At 56.8% G+C, this 22,965-nt stretch carries 14 protein-coding genes and 1 tRNA gene; 4 read left to right on the forward strand and 11 right to left on the reverse strand.

Annotation, left to right across the window (positions count from 1 at the left end; translation table 11 throughout):
• The first annotated feature begins 37 nt into the window (after positions 1–37).
• Entirely contained in the window at positions 38–1,099 is a 1,062-nt protein-coding gene (locus Q354_RS0120170) for an ATP-binding response regulator (protein WP_027859187.1), read from the forward strand.
• Positions 1,100–1,669: 570 nt separating this feature from the next.
• Here the strand turns inward: Q354_RS0120170 and Q354_RS0120175 are convergent.
• The 5 genes from Q354_RS0120175 to Q354_RS0120195 form a co-directional block, all read right to left on the reverse strand.
• Positions 1,670–1,894 carry a hypothetical protein gene (locus Q354_RS0120175; RefSeq protein ID WP_027859188.1) on the reverse strand — a complete coding sequence of 75 codons (225 nt, stop codon included), beginning with the start codon at positions 1,892–1,894 and terminating at the stop codon, positions 1,670–1,672.
• A 116-nt stretch (positions 1,895–2,010) separates the two neighbouring features.
• Entirely contained in the window at positions 2,011–6,828 is a 4,818-nt protein-coding gene (locus Q354_RS0120180; RefSeq protein ID WP_051560426.1) for an NAD-glutamate dehydrogenase, read from the reverse strand.
• Positions 6,829–7,057: 229 nt separating this feature from the next.
• Positions 7,058–7,486, reverse strand: coding sequence for a universal stress protein (locus tag Q354_RS0120185; protein WP_027859190.1), 429 nt, complete (start codon positions 7,484–7,486; stop codon positions 7,058–7,060).
• Positions 7,487–7,862: 376 nt separating this feature from the next.
• Entirely contained in the window at positions 7,863–10,481 is a 2,619-nt protein-coding gene (locus Q354_RS0120190; protein ID WP_027859191.1) for a TRAP transporter permease, read from the reverse strand.
• 129 nt (positions 10,482–10,610) lie between these two features.
• Positions 10,611–11,600: a TAXI family TRAP transporter solute-binding subunit gene (locus Q354_RS0120195; protein WP_027859192.1), complete on the reverse strand. Its 990-nt coding sequence runs from the start codon at positions 11,598–11,600 to the stop codon at positions 10,611–10,613.
• A gap of 387 nt (positions 11,601–11,987) precedes the next feature.
• Here Q354_RS0120195 and Q354_RS26640 point away from each other — a divergent pair, with 387 nt between their 5' ends.
• On the forward strand, positions 11,988–13,568 hold the full coding sequence (locus Q354_RS26640) for a sensor histidine kinase (protein ID WP_036230846.1): 1,581 nt from the start codon (positions 11,988–11,990) through the stop codon (positions 13,566–13,568).
• A 9-nt stretch (positions 13,569–13,577) separates the two neighbouring features.
• Here the strand turns inward: Q354_RS26640 and Q354_RS0120205 are convergent, their stop codons facing one another.
• The 3 genes from Q354_RS0120205 to Q354_RS0120215 all read right to left on the reverse strand — a co-directional run bounded on the left by Q354_RS0120205 (position 13,578) and on the right by Q354_RS0120215 (position 17,957).
• The gene (locus Q354_RS0120205) at positions 13,578–14,279 is read right to left on the reverse strand and encodes a helix-turn-helix transcriptional regulator (protein WP_027859193.1); all 702 of its coding nucleotides are present in this window, start codon (positions 14,277–14,279) and stop codon (positions 13,578–13,580) included.
• Between the two features lie 116 nt (positions 14,280–14,395).
• The gene (locus Q354_RS0120210) at positions 14,396–16,042 is read right to left on the reverse strand and encodes an electron transfer flavoprotein-ubiquinone oxidoreductase (protein ID WP_036230849.1); all 1,647 of its coding nucleotides are present in this window, start codon (positions 16,040–16,042) and stop codon (positions 14,396–14,398) included.
• Between the two features lie 136 nt (positions 16,043–16,178).
• Positions 16,179–17,957, reverse strand: coding sequence for an acyl-CoA dehydrogenase (locus Q354_RS0120215; protein WP_027859195.1), 1,779 nt, complete (start codon positions 17,955–17,957; stop codon positions 16,179–16,181).
• A 409-nt stretch (positions 17,958–18,366) separates the two neighbouring features.
• Between Q354_RS0120215 and Q354_RS0120220 the strand changes: the two genes are divergently transcribed.
• Positions 18,367–19,377, forward strand: coding sequence for an AraC family transcriptional regulator (locus Q354_RS0120220; RefSeq protein WP_027859196.1), 1,011 nt, complete (start codon positions 18,367–18,369; stop codon positions 19,375–19,377).
• Positions 19,378–19,410: 33 nt separating this feature from the next.
• Here Q354_RS0120220 and Q354_RS26645 read toward each other — a convergent pair whose 3' ends face one another.
• The gene (locus Q354_RS26645; protein WP_036230851.1) at positions 19,411–20,436 is read right to left on the reverse strand and encodes an MBL fold metallo-hydrolase; all 1,026 of its coding nucleotides are present in this window, start codon (positions 20,434–20,436) and stop codon (positions 19,411–19,413) included.
• Between the two features lie 310 nt (positions 20,437–20,746).
• On the opposite strand from Q354_RS26645, the gene Q354_RS0120230 reads away from it, so the two are divergent.
• A tRNA-Ser gene (locus Q354_RS0120230) sits at positions 20,747–20,834 on the forward strand.
• Positions 20,835–20,884: 50 nt separating this feature from the next.
• On the opposite strand, the gene mtgA is transcribed toward Q354_RS0120230, so the two are convergent.
• Positions 20,885–21,580, reverse strand: coding sequence for a monofunctional biosynthetic peptidoglycan transglycosylase (gene mtgA, locus Q354_RS26650; protein ID WP_051560430.1), 696 nt, complete (start codon positions 21,578–21,580; stop codon positions 20,885–20,887).
• 152 nt (positions 21,581–21,732) lie between these two features.
• Positions 21,733–22,926: a cell division protein FtsZ gene (gene ftsZ / locus Q354_RS0120240; protein WP_027859197.1), complete on the reverse strand. Its 1,194-nt coding sequence runs from the start codon at positions 22,924–22,926 to the stop codon at positions 21,733–21,735.
• Positions 22,927–22,965: the final 39 nt, after the last annotated feature.

Below are 22,965 nucleotides of genomic sequence, written 5' to 3' on the forward strand. Positions count from 1 at the left end.
CTCACCTTTATATTCAAATAAGCTGAGCCTCCCCCCGATGATGAATAGCAGCCAGCCCTGGCGGATACTGGTCGTGGATGACGAAGAAGGTATTCACGGCATTACACGAATGATCTTTCGCAGCTATGAGTTTGAGCAGCGCCCGGTCGAGCTGATCAGCGCACTGAGCGGCCGCGAAGCGCGGGAGAAGCTCAACCGTCATCCGGATATCGCCGTGGTACTGCTGGATGTAGTCATGGAAACCGATCATGAAGGGCTGGAGCTGGTGGAATATATCCGTAACCAGCTCGGCAACCGCCATATCCGTATCATCCTGCGCACCGGACACCCTGGCTATGCTCCGGAGACCGAGGTGATCGTTAACTACGATATCAACGATTACCTGAGTAAAGCCGAGTTGTCTGCCTCACGCCTGCTGACCTCCGTAGTGGTCGCACTGCGCTCTTATCGGGATATTGCGCAGCCGGATACAGCGCCAGACGCGGCCACCGATGGCAACGTCAGCGGCGACCTGTCCGCCTGCGGGCAGGCCCTGGCGGAGCTTTCCGGCCAGCTTGAACGCCAGGGGCAGCGACTGAATCAGCTCGACCTGTCGCCGATGGCCCGTGACCTCTGCCACGAGCTGCAATCACTCCATAGCAGGCTGGACAACCGCTGCCGCCAGCTACAGCCGGTTAAGGCCAGCGCTACTCCGCAACAGCTGGATCTCAAGATCTTGCTCGATCAGGTCAGCAATGCGTTTCTGCCACTGGCCCGGCGTCAGGGCTGGTTACTGGATTACAGCAAAGATCCCGCAGTCCCCGACCAGATCGACAGTGATCCGCACCTGATACGGCAGCTACTGCTGACAATGGTCGAACTGGCGGCGCTCAGAAGCCGGGGTTCTGACCTTAAACTGACACTCGACAGGGAACAGCAGCAGCTGGTTATCTGCGTAAAGGCCGGGTTCGGCACAGGCGATGAAACAACGGAAAATCCGGACTGGTGCCGGCGCCTCGAAAGCAATATCAACTTGCTCTGCCAGCAGATGGGTGGTTCGGCGACAGTCTCGGCTCAGGCAGGTGACAGCACGCTGGTCAGCAGCCGTATAGCGATCTGAGTTGTCAGCGAAGGCTGAATGACGGGATAAAAACCACCCGGCCCTGCGGACCGGGTCTGGCAAAATACCAAGTTGAGAGGAGTAAGGTGTGTTGCATGGGTTCGCTGGCATATGCCGTAAACCATGCATCAACAATAAGCCTGAAAAAGCCGGCCCAGGCGCAACTCCGGACCGGATGAGGGCTTATGACGCTGATCTGGCTGGTTATTGGTGACGAGCCTCAAACCAGCCTGGACAGTCGGCAACCCAGTGGAAGACCAGACTTTCCGCTGCCCGGCAGAGCCATTACCTCTGCCGGTCGGCGGATAGCGCAGTTTCCGGTTACCGCCCTGCCCCAGGGAGAAGCCTGCCGTCGAGTGCAATATCGATTGCGTGCCGGCACCCCGCGCAACTGGGCTGCCGAAAACTCTTCACAAGCAACTGTTTGCCCCTCAAAGCCCGCAACCGCTGTTCAGCGGCAGCCTGCATTATCAGGGCTGTCCGGCAGATAAACCGCCAGACATTTTCCCGGCAACCACGCCAGAGGCCGCCGGGGGTACTACAAATTCAGATTCTGATAGACAATGCCGATCAGTTATCCGACAGGACAAAGACCGCTTCTTCGGTCTGGTTGTTGATCCAACTCTCCACATCCGCCTGACTGCGGCCAAAAAACACCACGCGGGACATAGCGTTGAGGCTGCCGTTATGGCCGATTGGCTGACGGTATACCCACCAGCTGTTTGCCGTCTGCTCGACGATTTTGTGAACGTAACGTACGGGCTGGAAATGACGAAGCGACGTCATTGCGGTCATTGTCTTATCTACCTGTTAGGTTATGGATCTCTGATCCGATTATTGTTTGTCTAAGTGATCAATCTCGTGCAGAGACGGCTGCCCGGCGGGCAGTCGCCTCTGCTGATGACCCGGACTTATTCAGCCTGAGCCAGTTCCATCAGTTCACGTACGGCGACGGTAAAGATGGCGCAATCGTAGCTGCTGAGGCCACGCAGCTCGTTCAGCATCTGCTGCCAGCGGGACATCTGGGCACCGTTACGGTGCAGCCAGTGGTCCAGCTGGGAGCTTTCTTCATCTTCAGCTTCGCTCTGGCGCAGCACGGCGACGGTAATCGCACGCTGCTGGCTGCTCAGGTCTTCACGGAAAGCATCCCGTGCCAGTAGCTGCCAGTGGTTAACGGCGTCGAAGCCACGCACCTGCTCATCAAACCAGTGCAGCTCCAGTCGCTCACCCAGATCGAAGTGGATCTGCGCCACACGACTCAGCTCTTTGCCGGTCTGCTCGGTGGCCTGCACCACACTCAGCAGGGTGTACAGGCTGTCTGCAGCCGCCGCGTAATCGGCCAGTTCTGCCGGTACGCCGGAATCGGTCAGTTCCTGATGCTCAGCCTGCAGCGCCTGCAACGGACGCCCCTTGAGCATTTCGGAGATACGACCACCGATCTCGGCAACGGCTGGCTGGTACTGGCCAACGATCTCGCTGACATTCATCTCCAGGCGGGCATTGCGCAGGAACCAGTAGGTCGCACGACGCACCAAGCGGATCAGGTTCGCCAGCATCAGCTGCTGGGTATCGGCGCCGACCACATTGTCCAGGGCTTCGATCTCGCCACGCAGGCGATCCAGGTCGTACACATCGCGGGCCACGACATAAGCTGCTGCGATATTCGCAAAGTCCATGCCAGTTGCCTTATGCAGGCGCTGTACGAAGGTAATGCCCATATCGTTAACCATCTTGTTAGCGATCTGGGTGGCTACAATTTCCGGCTGCAGGCGGTGGGCAGCGATCTCTTCCGGGAAGCGCTGCTGCAGTACCGCCGGGAAGGCTGTAAATACGGCTTTGGCCAGGTACGGATCCTTGGTGATCCAGGTGCTGGCCAGCTGCTCTTTCAGCTCGGCTTTGGCATAGGAGATCAGCACTGACAGTTCAGGACGGGTGAACCCGGACTGATCCTGCTTGCGCTGCTGCAGCTCTTCGTCGGTCGGCAGGAATTCCAGCGGACGATTCAGCTTACCCTCGCCTTCCAGGCGGTGAATCAGGCGCTGGTACTCATCCACGTGCTGCTTGGCATGCTCATGCGCCAGGCTGATTGCCAGTGCCTGATTGTAGTTGTTCTGCAGTACCAGTTCGGAGACTTCATCGGTCATCTCCTTCAACAGCGCGTTACGCTGCTTAACCGTCATATCACCGTTGGCAACCACTTCGTTCAGCAGGATCTTGATATTGACCTCATGGTCAGAGCAATCCACGCCACCGGCGTTGTCGATAAAGTCGGTGTTGGACTTACCGCCACTCTGGCAGAACTCGATACGGCCCAGCTGGGTGAAACCGAGGTTACCGCCCTCACCAAGCACCTTACAGCGCAGTTCATTACCGTTGATACGCAGGCTGTCGTTGGCCTTATCGCCGACATCGGCGTGACTCTCGTGCGAAGCCTTAACGTAGGTACCGATACCACCGTTCCAGATCAGGTCGACCGGCGCTTTCAGCAGCGCTGTCAGCAGTGCATTCGGTGCCAGGCGATCTTCCTGAATATCAAAGCGGGCTTTCATCTCAGGCGAGATCTCGATCCACTTGGCAGCGCGGGAGAAGATACCACCACCCTGTGAGATCAGCTCTTTGTTGTAGTCTTCCCAGCTGGAGCGCGGCAGTTCGAACATACGCTTACGTTCCACAAAGCTGCTGGCGGCTTCCGGATTCGGGTCGATGAAGATATGCATATGGTTAAAGGCCGCAACCAGCTGGATATGCTCAGACAGCAGCATGCCATTACCGAATACGTCACCGGCCATATCACCGATCGCAACCACAGAGAACTCTTCGGACTGAGTGTCGAGACCGTTTTCGCGGAAGTGCAGTTTTACCGACTCCCAGGCACCGCGGGCCGTGATGCCCATACCTTTGTGGTCGTAGCCCTGGCTGCCACCGGATGCGAACGCATCGCCCATCCAGAAGCCATACTCTTCGGCGATACCGTTGGCGATATCGGAGAAGGTTGCGGTGCCTTTGTCGGCCGCCACTACCAGGTAAGGGTCATCTTCGTCGTGACGTACCACATCCGCTGGCGGTACCAGATCACCGCCTTTCAGGTTGTCGGTGATATCCAGCAGGCCTCGGATAAAGGTCTTATAACTGCGGATACCTTCAGCCTGAATCTCTTCACGGCTGCCGTTCTTCGGCAGGGCCTTGGCGACAAATCCACCTTTAGCACCGACGGGTACGATAACGGCGTTTTTCACCTGCTGCGCCTTTACCAGGCCCAGTACTTCGGTACGGAAATCTTCCAGACGATCGGACCAGCGCAGGCCACCACGGGCGACCTTACCCCCGCGCAGGTGAACACCTTCGACAGTGGCGGAGTAAACAAAGATCTCGAACATCGGACGCGGCAGCGGGATCTCGGCGATCGCACTCGGGTTCAGCTTGAAGGAGAAGTACTCTTTCAGCTGGCCATTTTCATCCTGCTGGAAATAGTTGGTCCGCAGGGTGGCCTTCATCAGCTCGAGGAAGCGACGCAGGATCTTGTCGTCGTTGAGGTTATCGACCTTATCCAGCGCATCAATAATGCTGTTTTCGAGACGTTCAGAGACCGCACGAATCTTTTCGTGGCTCTGGCGATGCGGCTCAAAGCGGGCGCGGAACAGGTTCACCAGCAACTTGGTCACCTGCATGTGCCCGGCCAGGGTACCGGCGATATACGGCTGGGAGAAACCGAAGCGCAGCTGACGGTTGTAGCGGGCATAGGCACGCAGCATCGCCACTTCGCGCCAGCTCAGACCGGCACCGATCACCAGGTGGTTAAACTCATCATTTTCGGCCAGGCCGTTCCAGATTGCACCGAAGGCATCCTGGAAGACATCGCGCACCTCTTCCAGTTCGACCGTTTCGGCATTCTGGTAGATCAGGGTAAAGTCGTGCATCCAGATGGAACGACCGTCCGCACGACGGACTTCGTATGGGTGTTCACCCACCACACGCATACCGAGGTTTTCCAGCACCGGAATCACATCGGACAGCACCAGTGTGGTGTCGGCATGGAACAGCTTAAAGCGCAGCAGATCGCGGCTCTGTTCCAGCACGCGGTAGAAGCTCATGGTCAGCGGCTGTTCGTCTGACAGGTCTTCAATGCGCTGTACATCATAAACGGCATTACCGGCAGAGAAGTGCTCACGGTAAGCCGCCGGGAAAGCGTTACGGTAGCTGTTTGCCAGCTGATTGCCCTGCTCTTCGCCACAGGTTTCAACCAGCGCGCCGTGCAGATCATCATCCCAGGAACGTGCCGCATGAACCACATCCGCTTCAATCACGGCCGGGTCGATCGCACGGGTCTCTTCCGGGTCGATGCGCATAACGTAGTGCACACGGGCCAGGATCGACTCGCTGAAATAGGTCGTAAATTCGGAATCTTTAGCTTTAATCTCGTTACCGATAATGCCCTGTACCTGCACACGCAGTGCGGTACTGAAAACATCACGCGGCACGAAGAACAGGCAGGAGTAGAACTTGCCGCAACGATCACGACGCATCAGCAGACGCGCTTTACGACGCTCCTGCAGGTTGAAGATGCCCATTGCCGTTTCGAACAGTTCCTGATCACGGGAGAGGAACAGCTCATCCCGTGGCAGGTCGGTCATCACCTGCAGCAAGGCTTTGCCACTGTGACCGAAGCGATCGAATCCGGAACGGTCCAGCGCACGTTCCAGCTTGATGCGGATCATCGGGATATTCGTCGGGCGCTCACGGTATACCGGCGATGTGTAGAGACCGTAAAAGCGGGTCTCGCCAACAACATTGCCTTCCTTGTCGAAGCGCTTAACCACTACCATATCCTGGTAGGCAGGACGGTGAACGCGGGAGCGATGGCTGTCTTTCGCCAACAGTACCGGCGCGCTGTCCTGCATAAAGGCCAGCTCTTCTTCGCGCAGGTTTGCATAGTCACGGCTGCGGCCGGAAGCGCCGCTCAGCTTCATGATGCCCTGTTCACTGCCTTCAACACGGGTCACCGTGAAAGATTCGCCTTCGCCGCTGAAGCTGAGTTCGTCACTCGCCAGCAGGGTAAAGCGGTCTTCCTGCAGCCACTCAAGGAAAGCGGCGCCTTCGTCAGCGTCTTCAGACGGAACCGCTGAAGGGGCGTTACGCAGCTCTTCAACCAGATCCTGCAGGCGCTGCTTCATTGGCTCGTAATCGTTCACCGCTTCGGCAACGATGCAGTGCACTTCTGTCAGGCCCTGACGGATCGTTTTCAGCCAGTCGACATCGCTGTGACGATCAACTTCCAGATAGATAAATGATTCGCGACCGCCGTCGGCATCGAAGCCATCAAAGAGCGAACCATCGCGGCGCGTGCTCAGGACCGTATTGTGGATCGCGTGAATAGCGATCTCATGGCGGTTAAGCTCCATACGAACGGAGTCCACCAGAAACGGCATATCGGTAAAGAGGATCTGGATAACGGTGTGGTTACAGTGCCAGCCGTGCTGCTCGAAGTCCGGGTTAAAGACCCGCACCTTAGGCTCTTTAGGATCGAACTCCTGAATAAACTCCCAGCAGGACAGCGTCGCGCCGTAGAGATTGTCCAGGCGGCGTTCGGAAAGTTCCTCACCCGGTGATACCTGGTAATACTGTGCAGCAAACTCTTTCACTTTGGTGGCGACAGAGTCCGATAGATTGGACTCGAACTGCTCGGCTAACTGAGACAGCAGTTTATTCTTGTGGCTGCGATGTTCAGACATTCTCTTTGGCTTCCCCGGCCCATTTCAGCACAGATCAGATGATCTAAATAACACTGTGCTGATAGCTGATAGTTGCTCTGTTTTTTTTCAGTTTCAGGCGTATCAATTTCACACTGATTTAATACGCCGTCACTCTAGGTGATTCAGTTTAAAAAATATTGCAGAAAACTACGCTGAATTTGCACTATTCTATGATCAGATTAACTGATCATCTCTGATAAATTTTTCTTTACCTCAGTACCAGCACTGAACATTTCGCCCGATCAACCACCCGGGCAGAGGTCGAACCCATCAAAAATTCGTCGATCTTGCTATGGTGATGGGCAGACATAATGACCAGATCGATACCCGCCTTACTGATCCGGTTAAGAATACTCTGCGCCGGATGACCTTCGTATACTTTCAACACCAGCGGCACCCCGGCCGGCACACGCTGCGCGGCAAACTCTTTCAGTTTCTGCGCCATATCCTGCACCGCCGCCTTACGGTCGGACTCACCGAAGTAGGAAGCCACCAGCGTCGAACTGTAGCCGGGCATTACGCTCATCAGGTGCAGTTCTGCGCCACTTTGCTGAACCTCTCGCAGCGCCAGCTCCATAGAGCGGGATGCAAATTCAGGCTCTTCCAGATCGATTGGTACCAGTACTTTCTTAAACATCGTTATCCCCTGCTATCATTTCCGACAGGCGGCGATGACAGATTCCAGCTGTCGATGCCTCTGTCCGATACCGGCGGACGAACGCTGAAATGTTACCGCGTTCGCCCTCTATTAAAACCGTTGTATTTCCGTTTAAGCGTCTAAAAGTTTAAATTTCACTTACCCGTCAGCGACCGAATATGTCGTATCGACTGATAAGCCTGCAAAATAAAATTCATCAGACACCCGCTGAAAAGAATTATTTATCCCCACACGGCCGTTATTGCTTTTACATCTGATAGACAAAGCAAATAGTCCGATAAGGTTTTCTGATCAGTTTTGTACTATCTGCCTTACCGCTTAAAAAAGGGGAGGCATATATGCCTCCCCTTTTCACTTATACAGTTTTCAGCTTCATCTCCGGGGCGTTATCCCGGCGTCGGCGCTGCAGCAGCATCAACGCGAGCATGACCAGAAATGCCGGGATATAGAACCACTCCTTGGCGGGCTGGGACTGGGGCACTTCGACGCTCTCAATCACCTGATCGAATGCAAAGCCAGCACTCTCCGCCGGACTGCCAAACTCAACCATATCCACCACTGTGCGGCCATCCAGTTCGGCCAGCATCAGGCCGGTCTTCGCCAGACGATCGGCACCGGTCTCACCTTGAGCCATCGGCAACAGCGCCAGGAAGGAGCGTGGATTGCCCACTTCATCCTCACCATTGATCCAGAAACGCATCTCGGTGCCTGCTGCGATTTCATCGGCACGCTGTTCCAACTGGGCCGGATTGATCTGACTGTAAGGCGCAGCCACCTGGTCCATCCAGAAACCCGGACGGAACAGGGTAAACGCCACCAGCAACATCAGTACGCTCTCATACCAGCGGTTGCGGGTGACGAAGAAGCCCTGGGTCGCTGCCGTAAAGACCAGCATCGCCAGTGTGGCAATGATAAACACTGCGATCCCCTGTCCCCAGCTGACGTCGATCAGCAACAAGTCGGTATTGAAGATAAACAGGAACGGCAGTGCAGCGGTACGCATGCTGTACGCAAATGCCTGGAATCCGGTGCGGATCGGATCGCCCCCGGACACCGCGGCGGCAGCAAAAGATGCCAGGCCAACCGGCGGCGTTACATCCGCCATAATGCCGAAATAGAAGACAAACAGATGCACCGCAATCAGCGGCACGATCAGCCCGGCTTCCTGGCCCAGCGAGATCACTACGGGTGCCAGTAGTGATGAAACCACAATATAGTTAGCCGTGGTGGGCAGCCCCATTCCCAGAATCAGGCTGAGTACGGCCGTCAGCGCCAGCATCAGCAGCAGGTTTCCACCGGAAAGCAGCTCCACCAGATCGGCCAGCACCGAGCCCACACCGGTCTGGGACACAGCGCCGACAATAATGCCCGCCGTCGCGGTGGCAATACCGATACCGATCATATTGCGGGCACCGGCGATCATACCGTCGACCAGTTCAGATACGCCTTTACCGGCCTGGGCTTTAACATCGGCCTGCTTGCGGAACCAGGCGATCAGCGGACGCTGGGTCAGCAGGATAATAATCATCAGTACCGTCGCCCAGAAGGCCGACAGACCCGGAGACAGGCGCTCTACCATCAGACACCAGACCAGCACCACCACCGGCAGCAGATAGTGCAGGCCAGCTTTTACGGTCGGTGCCACTTCCGGCAGCTCAACCATCGCCGAGTTCGGATCGTCCAGTTCCAGATCAGGCACCGATGCGGCAATCCGCGCCAGCCAGAAATAGGCCGCCGCCAGCATCAGGGCGATCACCGCACTGGCCCAGGCGCCGAATACCGGCTTGATCCAGCTAATCGCAAAATAGATCGCGAAGGAGACCAGCGCCGTCGCGATAAAGCCAAACAGGACACCCATGATGCGACGCAGAAACGGCTTCGGCTCGCTGCGACGAGGCAACCCCTGCATATCCAGTTTCAGCGCTTCGAGGTGAACAATATAAACCAGCGCGATATAGGAGATCACCGCAGGCAGGAAGGCGTGAGTAATCACCTCGAAATAGGACAGGCCGACATATTCCACCATCAGGAAGGCTGCAGCCCCCATCACCGGCGGCATAATCTGGCCGTTAACGGATGAGGCCACTTCAACGGCACCGGCTTTTTCAGCACTGAAGCCGACACGCTTCATCATCGGAATGGTAAAAGTACCGGTTGTCACCACATTGGCGATGGAGGAGCCGGAGATCAGACCGGTCAGGCCTGAAGAGACTACAGCGGCCTTGGCCGGACCACCACGCAGGTGCCCGAGCAGGGAGAAGGCCACTTTAATGAAATAGTTACCAGCACCCGCTTTATCCAGCAGGGCACCAAAAAGTACGAACAGGAATACGAAACCGGAGGAAACCCCCAGTGCGATACCAAAGACACCTTCGGTCGTGATCCACTGGTGATTGATCACATCTTCCAGATCAGCACCCTTGTGGGCGATCACTTCCGGCATATAGGGACCGGCAAAAGTGTAAGTCAGGAACACCATCGCCACCACCATCAGCGGCGGCCCAAGGGTACGACGGGTGGCTTCCAGCAGCGTCAGGATACCGGCGATCGCCACCACCACATCCAGGGTGTTCGGCAGGCCGGGACGCTGGGCCAGCGCTTCGTAAAACAGGAATATATAGCCCGCACTGAAAGCCGCCACCAGTGACAGCGCCATATCGACCAGCGGGATACAGTGTCGCGGAGAACGTGAAAAAGCAGGGTAAGCGGTAAACGCCAGGAAAACGGCAAACGCCAGATGGATGGAACGCGCTTCGGTATCATTAAAGATGCCGAAACTGCCGATCAGTGGCCAGTCATAAAATGGCAGCGGGGATGCAATCCATAGCTGAAACAGGGACCAGGCGAATGCTGTTGCCAGCAAAAACTTTCCCTGAACTCCTTCCGGGATACGGGCACCCGTATCCGCCGCAGCAACCATATCCTGCAGTTCCTGCTCATCAAGCGTTGTCTGATCGTGTTTTATTGTCGTCATAACCGCTATCGCTCTCACGTTCTTCGGACAGGTGACAAATCCGTCACCCCGGGGGTAACGCAAAGAGGAGGGTCAGGCCATCTGCAAACTGCAGTACCTGCCCTCCTCCGGCGTCTACCGGGTCAGGAATTACATCCAGCCACGTTCTTTGTAGTAGCGAACGGCGCCGTCATGCAGTGGCGCGGACAGGCCATCATTGATCATTTTCTTAGGATCAAGGTTTGCGAAGGCCGGGTGCAGACGCTTGAAGCGATCGAAGTTATCGAATACCGCTTTAACGACGTGATAAACCGTATCGGCGTCGACATCAGCAGAGGTCACCATTGTCGCAGCGTTACCGAAGGTAGTTACATCGGCGTCCGAACCACGGTACATGCCACCCGGGATAGTCGCGGTGGAGTAGTAATCGTTATCGGCGATCAGCTTATCGATCGCAGCACCGGTTACCGGAATCACTTTGGAGTCACAAGAGGTAGTGGCTTCCTTGATAGAGCCGCTTGGGTGACCAACCATAAACAGCATGGCGTCAATCTTGTTGTCACACAGTGCCTGAGCCTGCTCTGCTGTTTTCAGCTCGGCCGCCAGCTTGAAGCTGTCTTTGGTCCAGCCCTTCTCGGCCATGATTACTTCCATGGTGCCGCGGGTACCGGAACCCGGGTTTACCAGGTTAACGCGCTTGCCTTCCAGATCATCGAAAGTCTCGATACCGGAATCAGCACGGGCGACAACCGTAAACGGCTCGTTGTGTACGGCAAACAGTGCACGGATATTCTCAAAAGGCCCCTGATCGATGAAAGACTGGTGCTTGGTACCTTTCTGCGCGTGGAACTGCCAGTCGGACTGAGCCATGCCCATATCCTGCTTGCCTTCACGGATCGCGTTGATGTTGACCACAGAACCACCGGTAGATGGCGCAGTACACTTGATGTTGTGGTCTTTAGCACCGCGGTTTACCAGACGACAGATGGACTGGCCAACCACGTAGTAGACGCCGGTCTGACCGCCGGTACCGATAGTGACATAAGTGGGTGCAGCCTGGGCCGCAACGGAACCCATGGTTGCAGCCAGACCTACAGTGGCGGTCGCTACAGCAGTCGCAATCTTTTTCTTCAGAGACATAGTGATCCTTTGTTATTTTCGGGAGCGGGATTCGCGGAATCCTGATCAGCCAGAATTATTTCCAGCCACCAGCCTGTCGCGGTTTCCTTCAGGCCGGTTGGCGGAACTCTCACAATGCTCAGGGGAGCCACTCAGCACACAATGACCAACGCGCCACTGATTAGTTATTTGAGCGCTCACCTAAGAGTGATATGAAGCATACTGAGCCACCTGAAAAACAAAGAACGCATTTCGCGCCAATAAAACCTCCTTCCGTGCCAAGCCAGCTAAAACCCCTTCTAAATCACCCGGTAAAACTAAAAAATCAGCAGACTCCGTCAGCGATTAGAAGCACTCACCGTATTCGCGCTAATATAAGGCCCCAGCCCGGCCAGGAAGCAAAACCCGATGCTGCAACGCCTGAAACTGTACCGCCAACACCAGCCCCTCGGCTTCCGGCTGCTTGCCGCCATCCTGCTGTGCAGCTCCCTGATCACGCTGTTTGCCACCGGACTGCAGCTCTATCTCGACTATCGCTACGAACGCTCGGCGATCGACGAACGCATCCTGCAGATAGAAACCACCACCCTGAACAGCCTCAGCACCAGCCTCTGGGCGATCAACCCGGAGCAGGTTCAGGTTCAGCTCAGCGGTATTAAACAGCTGCCGGATGTCGAACTGGTGCAACTGGATACCCCGCATGGCGAGCACTACCAGCTGGGCGTGACAGCGGATGACGGCAGCGCCCGGCTCGAACGCAGCTACCCGCTTAGCCACACCACCGAACAGGGACGCACCTATCCACTCGGCACCCTGCGACTGGTAATCACGCTGGAAGAGATTATTCACCGGCTTGAAGAGCGGGTGGCGCTGATCCTGACGACCCAGGGCATCAAGACCTTTCTGGTCTCGATCTTTATCCTCACCATTTTTAACCGGCTGGTTACTCAACACCTGAGCCGCATGGCCCAGTATGCTCGCCAGCTCACCCTGAACGATCTGCGCCAGACTCTGACCCTGAAGCGCAAGCGCCGCAGCACGCCGGACGAGCTGTCGGAAGTGGTGAATGCCTTTAATGAGATGCGCCAGTCACTGATTGACGATATTGCCAAACGGGAGGCGGCGGAGCAGGCGCTGGCCCGCCTCAACACCGAGCTGGAACAACGCGTCAGCGATCGCACCCGCGAGCTGGAGGCAGCCAACCAGGCCCTGCATAAAACCCTGGATGAACTCAAGGCGACCCAGGCCCAGCTGGTTGAATCAGAGAAGATGGCCGCCCTTGGCGGACTGGTCGCCGGCGTGGCACACGAGATCAGCACACCGATGGGCATAGGCTTTACCGCCGCCTCCTGGTTACGCGATCAGGCGATCGCCGGGAAAGCACAACTGACCGGCCAGGACAGCTCGCAGGCGCAGCAGGACTTCTATCACACCGCCCTCGATAGCAGCGAACTGATCTGCCAGAACCTGGAGCGGGCCAGCCAGCTGATCAGTGCCTTTAAGCAGGTATCGGTAGACCAGTCCAGCGAGCAGCCCCGCTGCTTTGATGTCTGCGAATACCTGGCGGAAATCCTGGTCTCAATGCAGCCCCGGCTAAAACAAAGCAACCCGGAGATCAGTATCCGGTGTGACCAGACGATTGAGCTGGAGAGCTACCCGGGTGCCTTCTACCAGATTATCAGCAACCTGCTGATCAACTCCCTGATCCATGGTTTCGACAACCAGCGAGGCGGTCATATCAACCTGGATGTGAGCACCGATGACAAGCAGCTGATACTGGATTACCGCGACAATGGACAAGGTATTCCCGCCGGCTGGGAGAAAAAGCTGTTTGAACCCTTTGTCACCAGCCGACGCCACCAGGGCTGCTCCGGCCTGGGGATGCATATCTGCTACAACCTCACCAGCCAGCTGCTGCACGGCGAGATAAGCTGCCTGCCGTCAGATCAGGGAGCCCATTTCAGGCTCAGGATTCCACTGCAGCCATAAACCCTGAGGTCAGGCCGCAATCGTGACGCCGGCCTGCTCCTGCAGCAGCGGACCCAGTGCCTGCATCTGCCGCATCATGGCGGCGAGCCGGGTCCGGTTAGGCACCTGCACCTTGCGGTAGATGCTGGAAAGGTGGTGTTTGACGGTACTTTCATGGATACCCAGATGGTAACCGATCTGTTTATTCAGCAGGCCCTCGACCATCTGGTCCAGCACCGCGCGCTCGCGCCGGGTCAGCCCGTCCAGTCCCTGCGCCAATCGCAGCAAACCGGGATCAAGCAACGCTTCATCGAAAGCCGGGCGCACACGGCTGCGAACGCAGCCGCCCTGTAGTACCCGGAACAGGCTTTCCCTTAACTGCCCCAGAGCGGCGTCTTTGGCAATGACGGCGCGAACTTTCCAGCGCTTCAGCCGGGTCGCACTGAAGTGCACCGCCGAGGCGCCGTAGACAATCAGTGCCAGGTTATGCCGGCCGAACTGCAGCGGTGACAAACGCTTACTCAGCTCTGCGAACAATGTCGCTTCGATCACCAGGGTGCCTGTCAGGTTGCTATTACGCATGATCACCAACAGTTGCGCAACCGAGCATAGATCGCACATCGTCGCAGCGGCGACCAGTCCGCCGATCTCCTGACGCCACCCCAGGCGGTGCAGTGCGTTTTGATCAGCCAACCAGATTCTTTCACTACGAACATTAGGGGTCACTTTCATGCTTTTCTCCTGTTCAGTCCCGGCAATCCCGCTTATCTGCGGGCCATCCCCTGGGCCTCTGACAATCACGGCGAACAGCCTCTGCCCGCCGTTGCCAGTGATTGACGGCTTAGGCCTCACATATTGGGATAATTAGGACCGCCGCCACCTTCCGGCGTAACCCAGGTGATGTTCTGTGACGGATCTTTTATGTCGCAGGTCTTACAGTGCACACAGTTCTGACTGTTGATCTGAAAGCGCAGGCCCTGCTCATCCTCTACCACCTCGTAGACACCCGCCGGACAGAAGCGCTGCGCGGGTTCGGCATAGAGTGGCAGGTTTTCGCGCAGCGGAATCTGCTGATCGGCCAGCTTAAGGTGACAGGGCTGGTCCTCTTCATGGTTGGTATTGGAGAGGAATACCGACGAAAGCTTATCGAAGCTCAGTACGCCGTCAGGCTTCGGATAGCTGATCGGCGTAAAACCGCTGGCCGGTTTCAGCTGACTGTAATCCGGCGTATTGTCATGCAGGGTCAGTGGCAGCTTGCCGTTAAACCAGTTCTGGTCGACATAGTTAAAGGCACCGCCCAGATAAGTACCCAGCTTGTGCATCGCCGGACCGAAGTTACGACTGCGATAGAGTTCGTCATACAGCCATGATTCGCGGTAGGCCTGGGTAAATGACGTCAGGTCGCTACCACCGGCATCGCCTCCGGCCAGCGCCTCAAACACCGACTCTGCCGCCAGCATGCCGGACTTCATCGCGGTATGGGTGCCTTTGATCTTGGAGAAGTTGAGGGTACCGGCATCGCAACCGATCAGCAGCCCGCCGGGAAAGGTCATCTTCGGCAGCGCATTAAACCCGCCTTTCGTGATTGCGCGGGCACCGTAGGAGACGCGTTTGCCGCCCTCAAGATGTTGTTTCAGTACCGGATGATGCTTGAGACGCTGGAACTCATCAAACGGACTCAGGTAAGGATTGTCATAGTTAAGGTCGACGATCAGGCCGACCACCACCTGATTCTTATCGCCGTGATAAAGGAAGAAACCGCCGCTACTGCCACCCTCCAGTGGCCAGCCGGATCCGTGCAGCACCAGACCCGGCTGGTGCTTATCGGGGTCGATATCCCACAGCTCTTTGATACCGATACCGTAATGCTGGGCATCAGAATCCTGATCCAGCCGGAACTGACTGATCAGCTGTTTGCCCAGGTGGCCGCGGCATCCCTCTGTGAACAGCGTGTATCTGGCATGCAACTCCATACCGGGCATATAGCTATCTTTCGGCTCACCACTTTCATTCAGCCCCATATCACCGGTGGCAATCCCTTTCACACTGCCATCGGCGTGATAAAGCACCTCAGAGGCGGCAAAGCCCGGAAAGATTTCAACCCCGAGTTGCTCGGCCTGCTCCGCCAGCCAGCGACACAGGTTGCCAAGACTGATTATGTAGTTGCCATCGTTATGCATGGTTTTCGGCACCAACGCATTGGGCAGTCGGGTGGCCGCATTGTCATCTTTCAGCAGATAGATCTGGTCCTCGCTAACCGGCGTGGTCAGCGGCGCACCCCGCGCCGCCCAGTCAGGGAACAGCTCGTCCAGCGCCCGCGGTTCCACCACCGCTCCGGACAGGATATGCGCCCCCACCTCGGAGCCTTTCTCTACCACACAGACTGTCAACTCCTGTGCAGCTGCCTGCGCCTGCTGCATCAGACGACAGGCAGCGGACAGCCCCGCCGGGCCTGCCCCGACAATCACAACATCAAATTCCATTGCTTCGCGCATCTCAAAGCACCTCTAGCTATGCCTCCGAAGCACAGCCGTGACCGGCTTCGGCTCGGCCCCGTCAAGAAGCGGGGCAAACTGTTATTATTCTGATCACCCGTGGCCCGGACCCCGGGTGCTTAACCGCTCGCGACAATCAGAACTGATCCTCTGCCAGCGCCATAATCGATTCACTGCCCGCCTCCACCGCCGCCAGACAGGCACCGGTGCGCGGCAGCAGGTAGTCACTGTAGAAACGCGCAGTAACCAGCTTGGCCTTGAGGAATTCCGGATCGCCCTCACCCGACTCCAGCAACTCATAGGCCTGCAACGCCGACTTCGCCATCATCCAGCCCCCGCACAGATAACCGAACAGCATCATAAAGCTGACGCTGACAGCGCCGGCGTGATCGGGGTCGCTGGCGGCATTTTCCAGCAGCAGATCACGGGCACGACTGCCACAGCTGAGCGCCTGCGCCAGCGCTTCGGCCTGCTGCCCGAAGCCGCCTTTCGCCTGCATCTGCTGCTGAACTTCGGCAATTTCAGTCAGCAGCAACGCCAACTGCTCGCCCCGGTTCGCCAGCGTTTTACGCCCAACCAGATCCAGCGCCTGAATACCGGTAGTGCCTTCATAGATAGTAAGTATCCGGGCATCGCGATAATGCTGGGCCGAGCCGGTCTCTTCGATAAAGCCCATACCGCCATTGACCTGGGTGCCCAGATAGGTGACCTCCTGCGCCAACTCGGTCAGCCAGCCCTTCACGATCGGCGTCAGCAACTCAACCCGGGCCTGATGGCACGCACCACCTTCGCGATCAGCGGCATAGGTGGCCCGGTCGATCTCGGCAGAAGCGACGAACGCCAGCGCACGCATCGCCTCATTACTTGCCTTCATCTGCATCAGCATGCGCCGTACATCGGGAAATTTGATAATCGGGAAGCGCGAGCCATCTTTCTTCGTGCCCTGCAATCGCTCTTTGGCGTATTCACGGGCCTGCTGATAGGAACGCTCGGAGATCGCCAGCCCCTGCAGGCCGACATTCTGGCGGGCATGGTTCATCATGGTGAACATGTAACCCAGCCCCTTGTGCGCCTCGCCCACCAGGTAGCCAACCGCCCCGCCATTCTCGCCATAGCTCATGACACAGGTCGGGCTGCCATGAATACCCAGTTTATGTTCCAGCGAGACACAGTAGGCATCGTTACGCGTGGAAGGCTGACCGTTCTCATCGAGCAGGAACTTAGGCACGATAAACAACGAGATACCTTTAACCCCCGGTGGGGCATCAGGAAGACGCGCCAGTACCAGATGAACAATGTTCTCCGTCATCTGATGATCACCCCAGGTGATAAAGATTTTCTGACCGGTGATCAGGTAATGATCGCCCTCCGGCACGGCACGGGTCTTCACCGCTGCCAGGTCGGTTCCTGCATCCGGCTCGGTCAGGTTCATGGTGCCGGTCCACTGACCGCTGACCATATGCGGCAACCAGGTGCGCTTAAGGGTATCGGAGCCGTGGTGGGCAATCGCTTCTGCCGCCCCCTGGTTTAGCAACGGACAGAGTGAGAACGCCAGATTGCTGGTCTGCCAGATCTCATTGACCGCCGTCCCCAGCAGGTTGGGCAGATTCTGACCACCGTAGGCTTCGGCGGCCGTCAGGGAAGGCCAGCCGCCTTCAACATAATGCTCGTAGGCCTGTTTAAATCCAGGTGTCTGCTCGACACCGGCATCCGTTAACCGGGCGCCTTTCTGGTCACCGACAACATTCAGTGGCGCCAGTACGTTGGAGCCCAGCTTAGCGGCCTCCTCCATAATCACAGAAGCCAGGTCGCTGTTAATATCTTCCAGCTGTGCGCTTTTACACAGCTTGTCGAATTCAACCAGCTGACGGATCACAAACTCGGCATCACGGTAGGGATGGATATACTCACTCATCGCTTCAACTCCTTAGTGCCACTGACGCCAGCGGCAACTTAATACAAGACAGCACTCTGACCGGTAAAAAGAGGGCCTTCCGTGGCCAAATGACGTGGAACGCCAACCAGAGTGATAAAAACTAATCGGGTACTCAGCCCCCCTCAAACAGTCCCGCTCAAACAGTACGACGACCTCCCGAGCTGCGCCGGGCATTAAACCGCCACACCCGCAGGGCGGCATCAGTCTGTAACAGAGCGCCTGAAGTCTGGTTTTAGTCTCCACTGCGAGGGGCGTTGCCACAATAACGAAACCAGCCCAATACTTAACATTTGCGGACATCACCATTACACTGAGCTGCGCCATTAAAGCTAATAATCGCGATGAGCGATCACTTTTGACAATAAAATCGACAGTTTCGGACATTGCAATGGGCGTAGAAAGACACTCGATTTCGATCCACTTCGCACAGGCTGCTGCAGCCGCCGCGCAGAGCAACGGCCTCGACAGCACTCAGGCTCTGGAATATGCCGGTCTCAATGAGGCGCTGATCGACAACCCACAGGTGCGGATTACACCGGTTCAGCTAAGCAGGCTGCTGATCGCTATCTGGCAACAGGGCGATGACGAACTGATGGGGCTGGCCACATCAGCCTCCCGTCACGGGGTATTCAGCCTGATGGCCCAGAGGGTGATCCATTCCTCAAACCTGCGCAGCGTCTTCCGGCAGATCTGCCACTTTTACAACCTGGTGACCGATGCCTTTGAGCTGGAATTTACCGAAAGCGAGACAACCGCCAGACTCAGCCTTCGCCTGAAACAGACCCGGCGCGACCCTGATAACCTGCTGACCGAACTGCTGTTGCTGATATGGCACCGCTTTCCCGGCTGGCTGATCGGGCAACCGATTAAGCTGAACAAACTGGGGCTGAGGTATGCAGAGCCCGAACACTCAGCCGAGTACCGGCTGATGTTCCCCTGCCCGATCGAATACGATCAGCCTTCGAGCTATCTTGAGTTCGACAACAGCCTGCTGAATAAGCCGGTAGTGCAAACCACACAGACCCTGAGTGGTTACCTGCGTCGCTGCCCGCTCGACTGGTTTAAACGACAAGCCTACTACCCGGTCTATACCCGCCGGGTGCTTGATCAGTTGCAACAACTGAGTGACGTTGCAGAAGCGCGGATGGAATTTATTGCGGAACAGCTGCATATCACCGAACGCACCCTGCGACGCAAGCTGAGCGAAGAAGGCACCAGCTTCCAGCAGATTAAGGACGGCATGCGGCGCGACGCGGCAATCCATCTGCTTAGCCAGCGCGAGCTCTCCATCGCCCAGATTGCCCGCACGCTTGGCTTTTCAGAGCCCGCCGCCTTTACCCGCGCCTTCAGGCAGTGGACCGGCGTTGCACCGGGCCTGTTTCGCAAAAAAAACCACTAGCCGACAGGCCGGGAAGCGGCTGGAAACCATGCATCAACAGCGCTGATAAAGCGCAATACCGTCCTCATCATCCAGGCGGCAAACCAGCCCGGCCTGAATCAGATAATTCACATGCGCCTGGCACTCGCCGGTCGCCAACACCAGATCAAAATACTTTAAGGGCCGGTTATATAAACGGTGGGTCAGCTGACTCAGAGTCTGGGGCACGTGCAGCCATTGCTTCAGATTATCCAGCATACGCTGATGACCCGCGGCCAGCGCATCCAGACGACTATGCAGCCCGAAGAAAGGCTCATCATGGGAGGGCAACACCAGCGTATCGGACGGCAGCGCCTTCAATCGCTGCAACGACTCCAGCCAGTGTTTTAGCGGATTAGTGTCCTGCTGATGGGGCTGTACGCTGACATTAGAGCTGATTCTTGGCAGCACCTGATCGCCGGAAATCAGCACTCCCAGCGCCGCGCAATAGAGGGTAATATGTGCCGGTGAATGGCCGTTCGCCAGTCGCACCTGCCACTCACGCCCGCCGATCAACAGGCAATCCCCCTCAGAGATCACTTCATAACTTCCGGGCAGCTCCCCGTATCCCTGCGCAGCCTGCGCAATCGCCTTCAGCGCCTGGTCACACTGAGCCTCGTCCAGTCCCTTACGCAGCAAGCTGGCACGCTGAGCCTCAATCACCTCAGCCCCCGCAGCAACAAACTGCAGATAGCCTTCCGCCGCCCTGTACTCCGGCGCCGAAGTCATCAGCGGCATATCCCACTGGCAGCACAGCCAGCCGGCCAGGCCGATATGATCTGGATGGTAGTGAGTCGCCAGCAAGCGCTTCAAGGGCCACCCTCCCAGCGCCCTATCAGCCAGTTGCCGCCATAGGGCCCTGGTCTCCGGACTGTTGATACCGCTGTCGATCAGCAACCAGCCGTCATCATCTTCCAGCAGGTAGAGGTTGATATGATCAAGATTAAAAGGCAGCGGCATCCGTAACCACCAGACCCCATCCGCCACCGACAGCATCTCCCCCGCCGCCGGTACATTTTCAAATGCATCTTTCAACGCCACAGTGAATCTCCCTACCCAAACCACACCCCGGACGCAGCGCCTTAACGACGCTGCCAGAATAGAACAACTATCGAACCTTCAAGTCTCACCTCACGACAACTGACCGACAATGACCATCCCGGCCGAATACTTAACATCGCCGGACGCCCGACACAGCCAAGCCACCGCTGATTGTCTATTATTTATCCAACCCACTGATTCTTATAGAAAATATTCAGTTTTTTCAGAAAAATACTTGTCAGGGAAAAATACTATGGTAGGATACGCGCCACTTCCTGAGACGAACAACGCATCGCTCAGAAAGCAAGACGGTGAGGTGTCCGAGTGGCCGAAGGAGCACGCCTGGAAAGTGTGTATACCGCAAGGTATCGAGGGTTCGAATCCCTCCCTCACCGCCATCGATTACAGAAACCCTGCTCAGCAATGTGCAGGGTTTCGTCGTTTCAGGTCAGTCCAGCTGTTTCAGATAACCCTGCCCCAGCTGACGCATCTGCCGTCTGATCCAGCGTCCACGCTGCAAAATATAGGGGCTCGGGCGCGCCACGCTGAAGCGGTAGGGGTTAGGCAGTACGGCCGCGAGGCGGGCGGCTTCCCAGTCATGCAGCGCAGCCGCAGCCTTACCGAAATAGCGCTGACTGGCAGCTTCGACGCCGTAAATGCCGGGACCAAACTCCACGATATTCAGATACAACTCCAATATCCGCTGCTTATCCAGCAGCAGCTCCAGCCAGATCGCAAACCAGGCTTCCAGCCCCTTTCGGAACAGACTCTTATCCGGCCATAGAAACAGATTTTTGGCGGTTTGCTGGGTTATGGTACTGGCCCCGCGCACCCGCCCTCGCTTCTCACGTTCGTCCAGCGCATCCTGAATCGCCTCCAGATCAAGTCCCCGATGTAGCGGATAGCGCTGATCTTCAGAAGCGATCACCGCCAGCTGCATGCGCGGCGAAATACGATCAATCCCGACCCAGCGATGCTGAACCTTAGCCGGATAGGCCACCGGTGGAGAGAGTTCACGCCCCAACTGCCACGCCCAGACAGGCGGATCAAAGACACGCAGCAGCGCAACCAGCACCACAGACAGCAGGGCAAGCAATAGAAACAGCAGAAATAAACGGAGACAAAGTCGTCTGAAAAACCGCAAGGAAAGACACCTGTAGTGAAACTTACAGGCAGTATACAGGGAGATTTCTAACGGTAACTGTACAAGTCAGTAACAAATACCCTGAATTACAGGCACGAAAAAGCCGCCTGGCAAGCCAGGCGGCAAAAGGAGGTAGTTACAGCGGCTGTCGTTTAGTCAGCCTGTCGGCGCAGAAACGCCGGAATATCCAGAAACTCGATACCGTCGTCAGTACCGGTTCTCTGCAGCGGCATCTGGTTCTGAACTTCAGAACGCTGCTCCGCCACACGACGCGGCTTAGCCGCTTCGCGGTTACGGATTACCGTTGGCAGCTCCAGCTGGCTGTAACCCGCAGCCGGTGTCGCCCGTGCAGCCACATCACTGTTGCCGACTTTAGCAGCCTGCTGCTCAGCGCGCCCCAGACCGGTCGCTACAACAGTGACCTTCATCTCATCCTGCATGGTCGGGTCGATAACCGTACCAATCACCGTAGTGGCGTTCTCGCAGGAATACTGTTCGACAATATCACCCACTTCCGAGAACTCACCCAGACTGAGATCCAGACCGGCTGTGATATTCACCAGGATGCCGCGGGCACCACGCAGGTCAACGTCCTCCAGCAGCGGGCTTTTAATCGCCGCTTCAGTCGCTTCAGCTGCGCGGTTTTCACCACGTGCCACGCCGGACCCCATCATCGCCATGCCCATTTCAGACATTACAGTCCGCACATCGGCAAAGTCGACGTTAATCATACCGGGACGGATAATCAGGTCAGCAATCCCCTGAACAGCGCCTTTCAGTACGTCGTTTGCAGTATTAAATGCCGTAATCAGGGTGCAGTTCTTACCCATTACCGGCAACAGCTTTTCATTCGGGATAATGATCAGAGAGTCTACGCTCTCCTTCAGTTCTTTAATCCCGGCGTCAGCGATCTGAATCCGACGACGCCCCTCAAACGGGAATGGTTTGGTCACTACTGCGACGGTCAGGATACCCATCTCACGGGCAATCTCTGCAACCACCGGAGCAGCACCGGTACCTGTACCACCACCCATACCGGCGGTGATGAAAACCATATCCGCGCCACGAATCATCTCTGCGATTCGTTCGCGGTCTTCCATAGCGGCGTTGCGGCCGACTTCTGGATTGGCCCCGGCGCCAAGGCCTTTAGTCAGCTCCCCTCCAAGCTGAATAAGGGCCTTGGCGGCCATGCCATCAAGTGCCTGGGCATCAGTGTTGGCGCATATGAAGTCAACCCCTTCAACTTCTGTAGACACCATGTGCTGTACGGCATTTCCGCCACCGCCTCCAACACCGATTACCTTAATGACGGCACTCTGCGGAATGCTATCAATCATCTCAAACATCGTTTCCTACCTCCGTTGTGGTGCGATGCACCTGGCGCT

The organism is Marinobacterium jannaschii DSM 6295 (genome assembly GCF_000620085.1).
GTDB lineage: Bacteria > Pseudomonadota > Gammaproteobacteria > Pseudomonadales > Balneatricaceae > Pontibacterium > Pontibacterium jannaschii.

What these genes read in the sequence shown, in the direction of transcription:
- Q354_RS0120215 (WP_027859195.1), bottom strand. Translation starts at nt 17,957, where the DNA reads ATGAGTGAGTATATCCATCCCTACCGTGATGCCGAGTTTGTGATCCGT.
- Q354_RS0120195 (WP_027859192.1), bottom strand. Translation starts at nt 11,600, where the DNA reads ATGTCTCTGAAGAAAAAGATTGCGACTGCTGTAGCGACCGCCACTGTA.
- Q354_RS26640 (WP_036230846.1), top strand. Translation starts at nt 11,988, where the DNA reads ATGCTGCAACGCCTGAAACTGTACCGCCAACACCAGCCCCTCGGCTTC.
- Q354_RS0120220 (WP_027859196.1), top strand. Translation starts at nt 18,367, where the DNA reads ATGGGCGTAGAAAGACACTCGATTTCGATCCACTTCGCACAGGCTGCT.
- Q354_RS0120170 (WP_027859187.1), top strand. Translation starts at nt 38, where the DNA reads ATGATGAATAGCAGCCAGCCCTGGCGGATACTGGTCGTGGATGACGAA.
- Q354_RS0120180 (WP_051560426.1), bottom strand. Translation starts at nt 6,828, where the DNA reads ATGTCTGAACATCGCAGCCACAAGAATAAACTGCTGTCTCAGTTAGCC.
- Q354_RS0120205 (WP_027859193.1), bottom strand. Translation starts at nt 14,279, where the DNA reads ATGAAAGTGACCCCTAATGTTCGTAGTGAAAGAATCTGGTTGGCTGAT.
- ftsZ (WP_027859197.1), bottom strand. Translation starts at nt 22,926, where the DNA reads ATGTTTGAGATGATTGATAGCATTCCGCAGAGTGCCGTCATTAAGGTA.
- Q354_RS0120190 (WP_027859191.1), bottom strand. Translation starts at nt 10,481, where the DNA reads ATGACGACAATAAAACACGATCAGACAACGCTTGATGAGCAGGAACTG.
- Q354_RS0120185 (WP_027859190.1), bottom strand. Translation starts at nt 7,486, where the DNA reads ATGTTTAAGAAAGTACTGGTACCAATCGATCTGGAAGAGCCTGAATTT.
- Q354_RS0120175 (WP_027859188.1), bottom strand. Translation starts at nt 1,894, where the DNA reads ATGACCGCAATGACGTCGCTTCGTCATTTCCAGCCCGTACGTTACGTT.
- Q354_RS0120210 (WP_036230849.1), bottom strand. Translation starts at nt 16,042, where the DNA reads ATGCGCGAAGCAATGGAATTTGATGTTGTGATTGTCGGGGCAGGCCCG.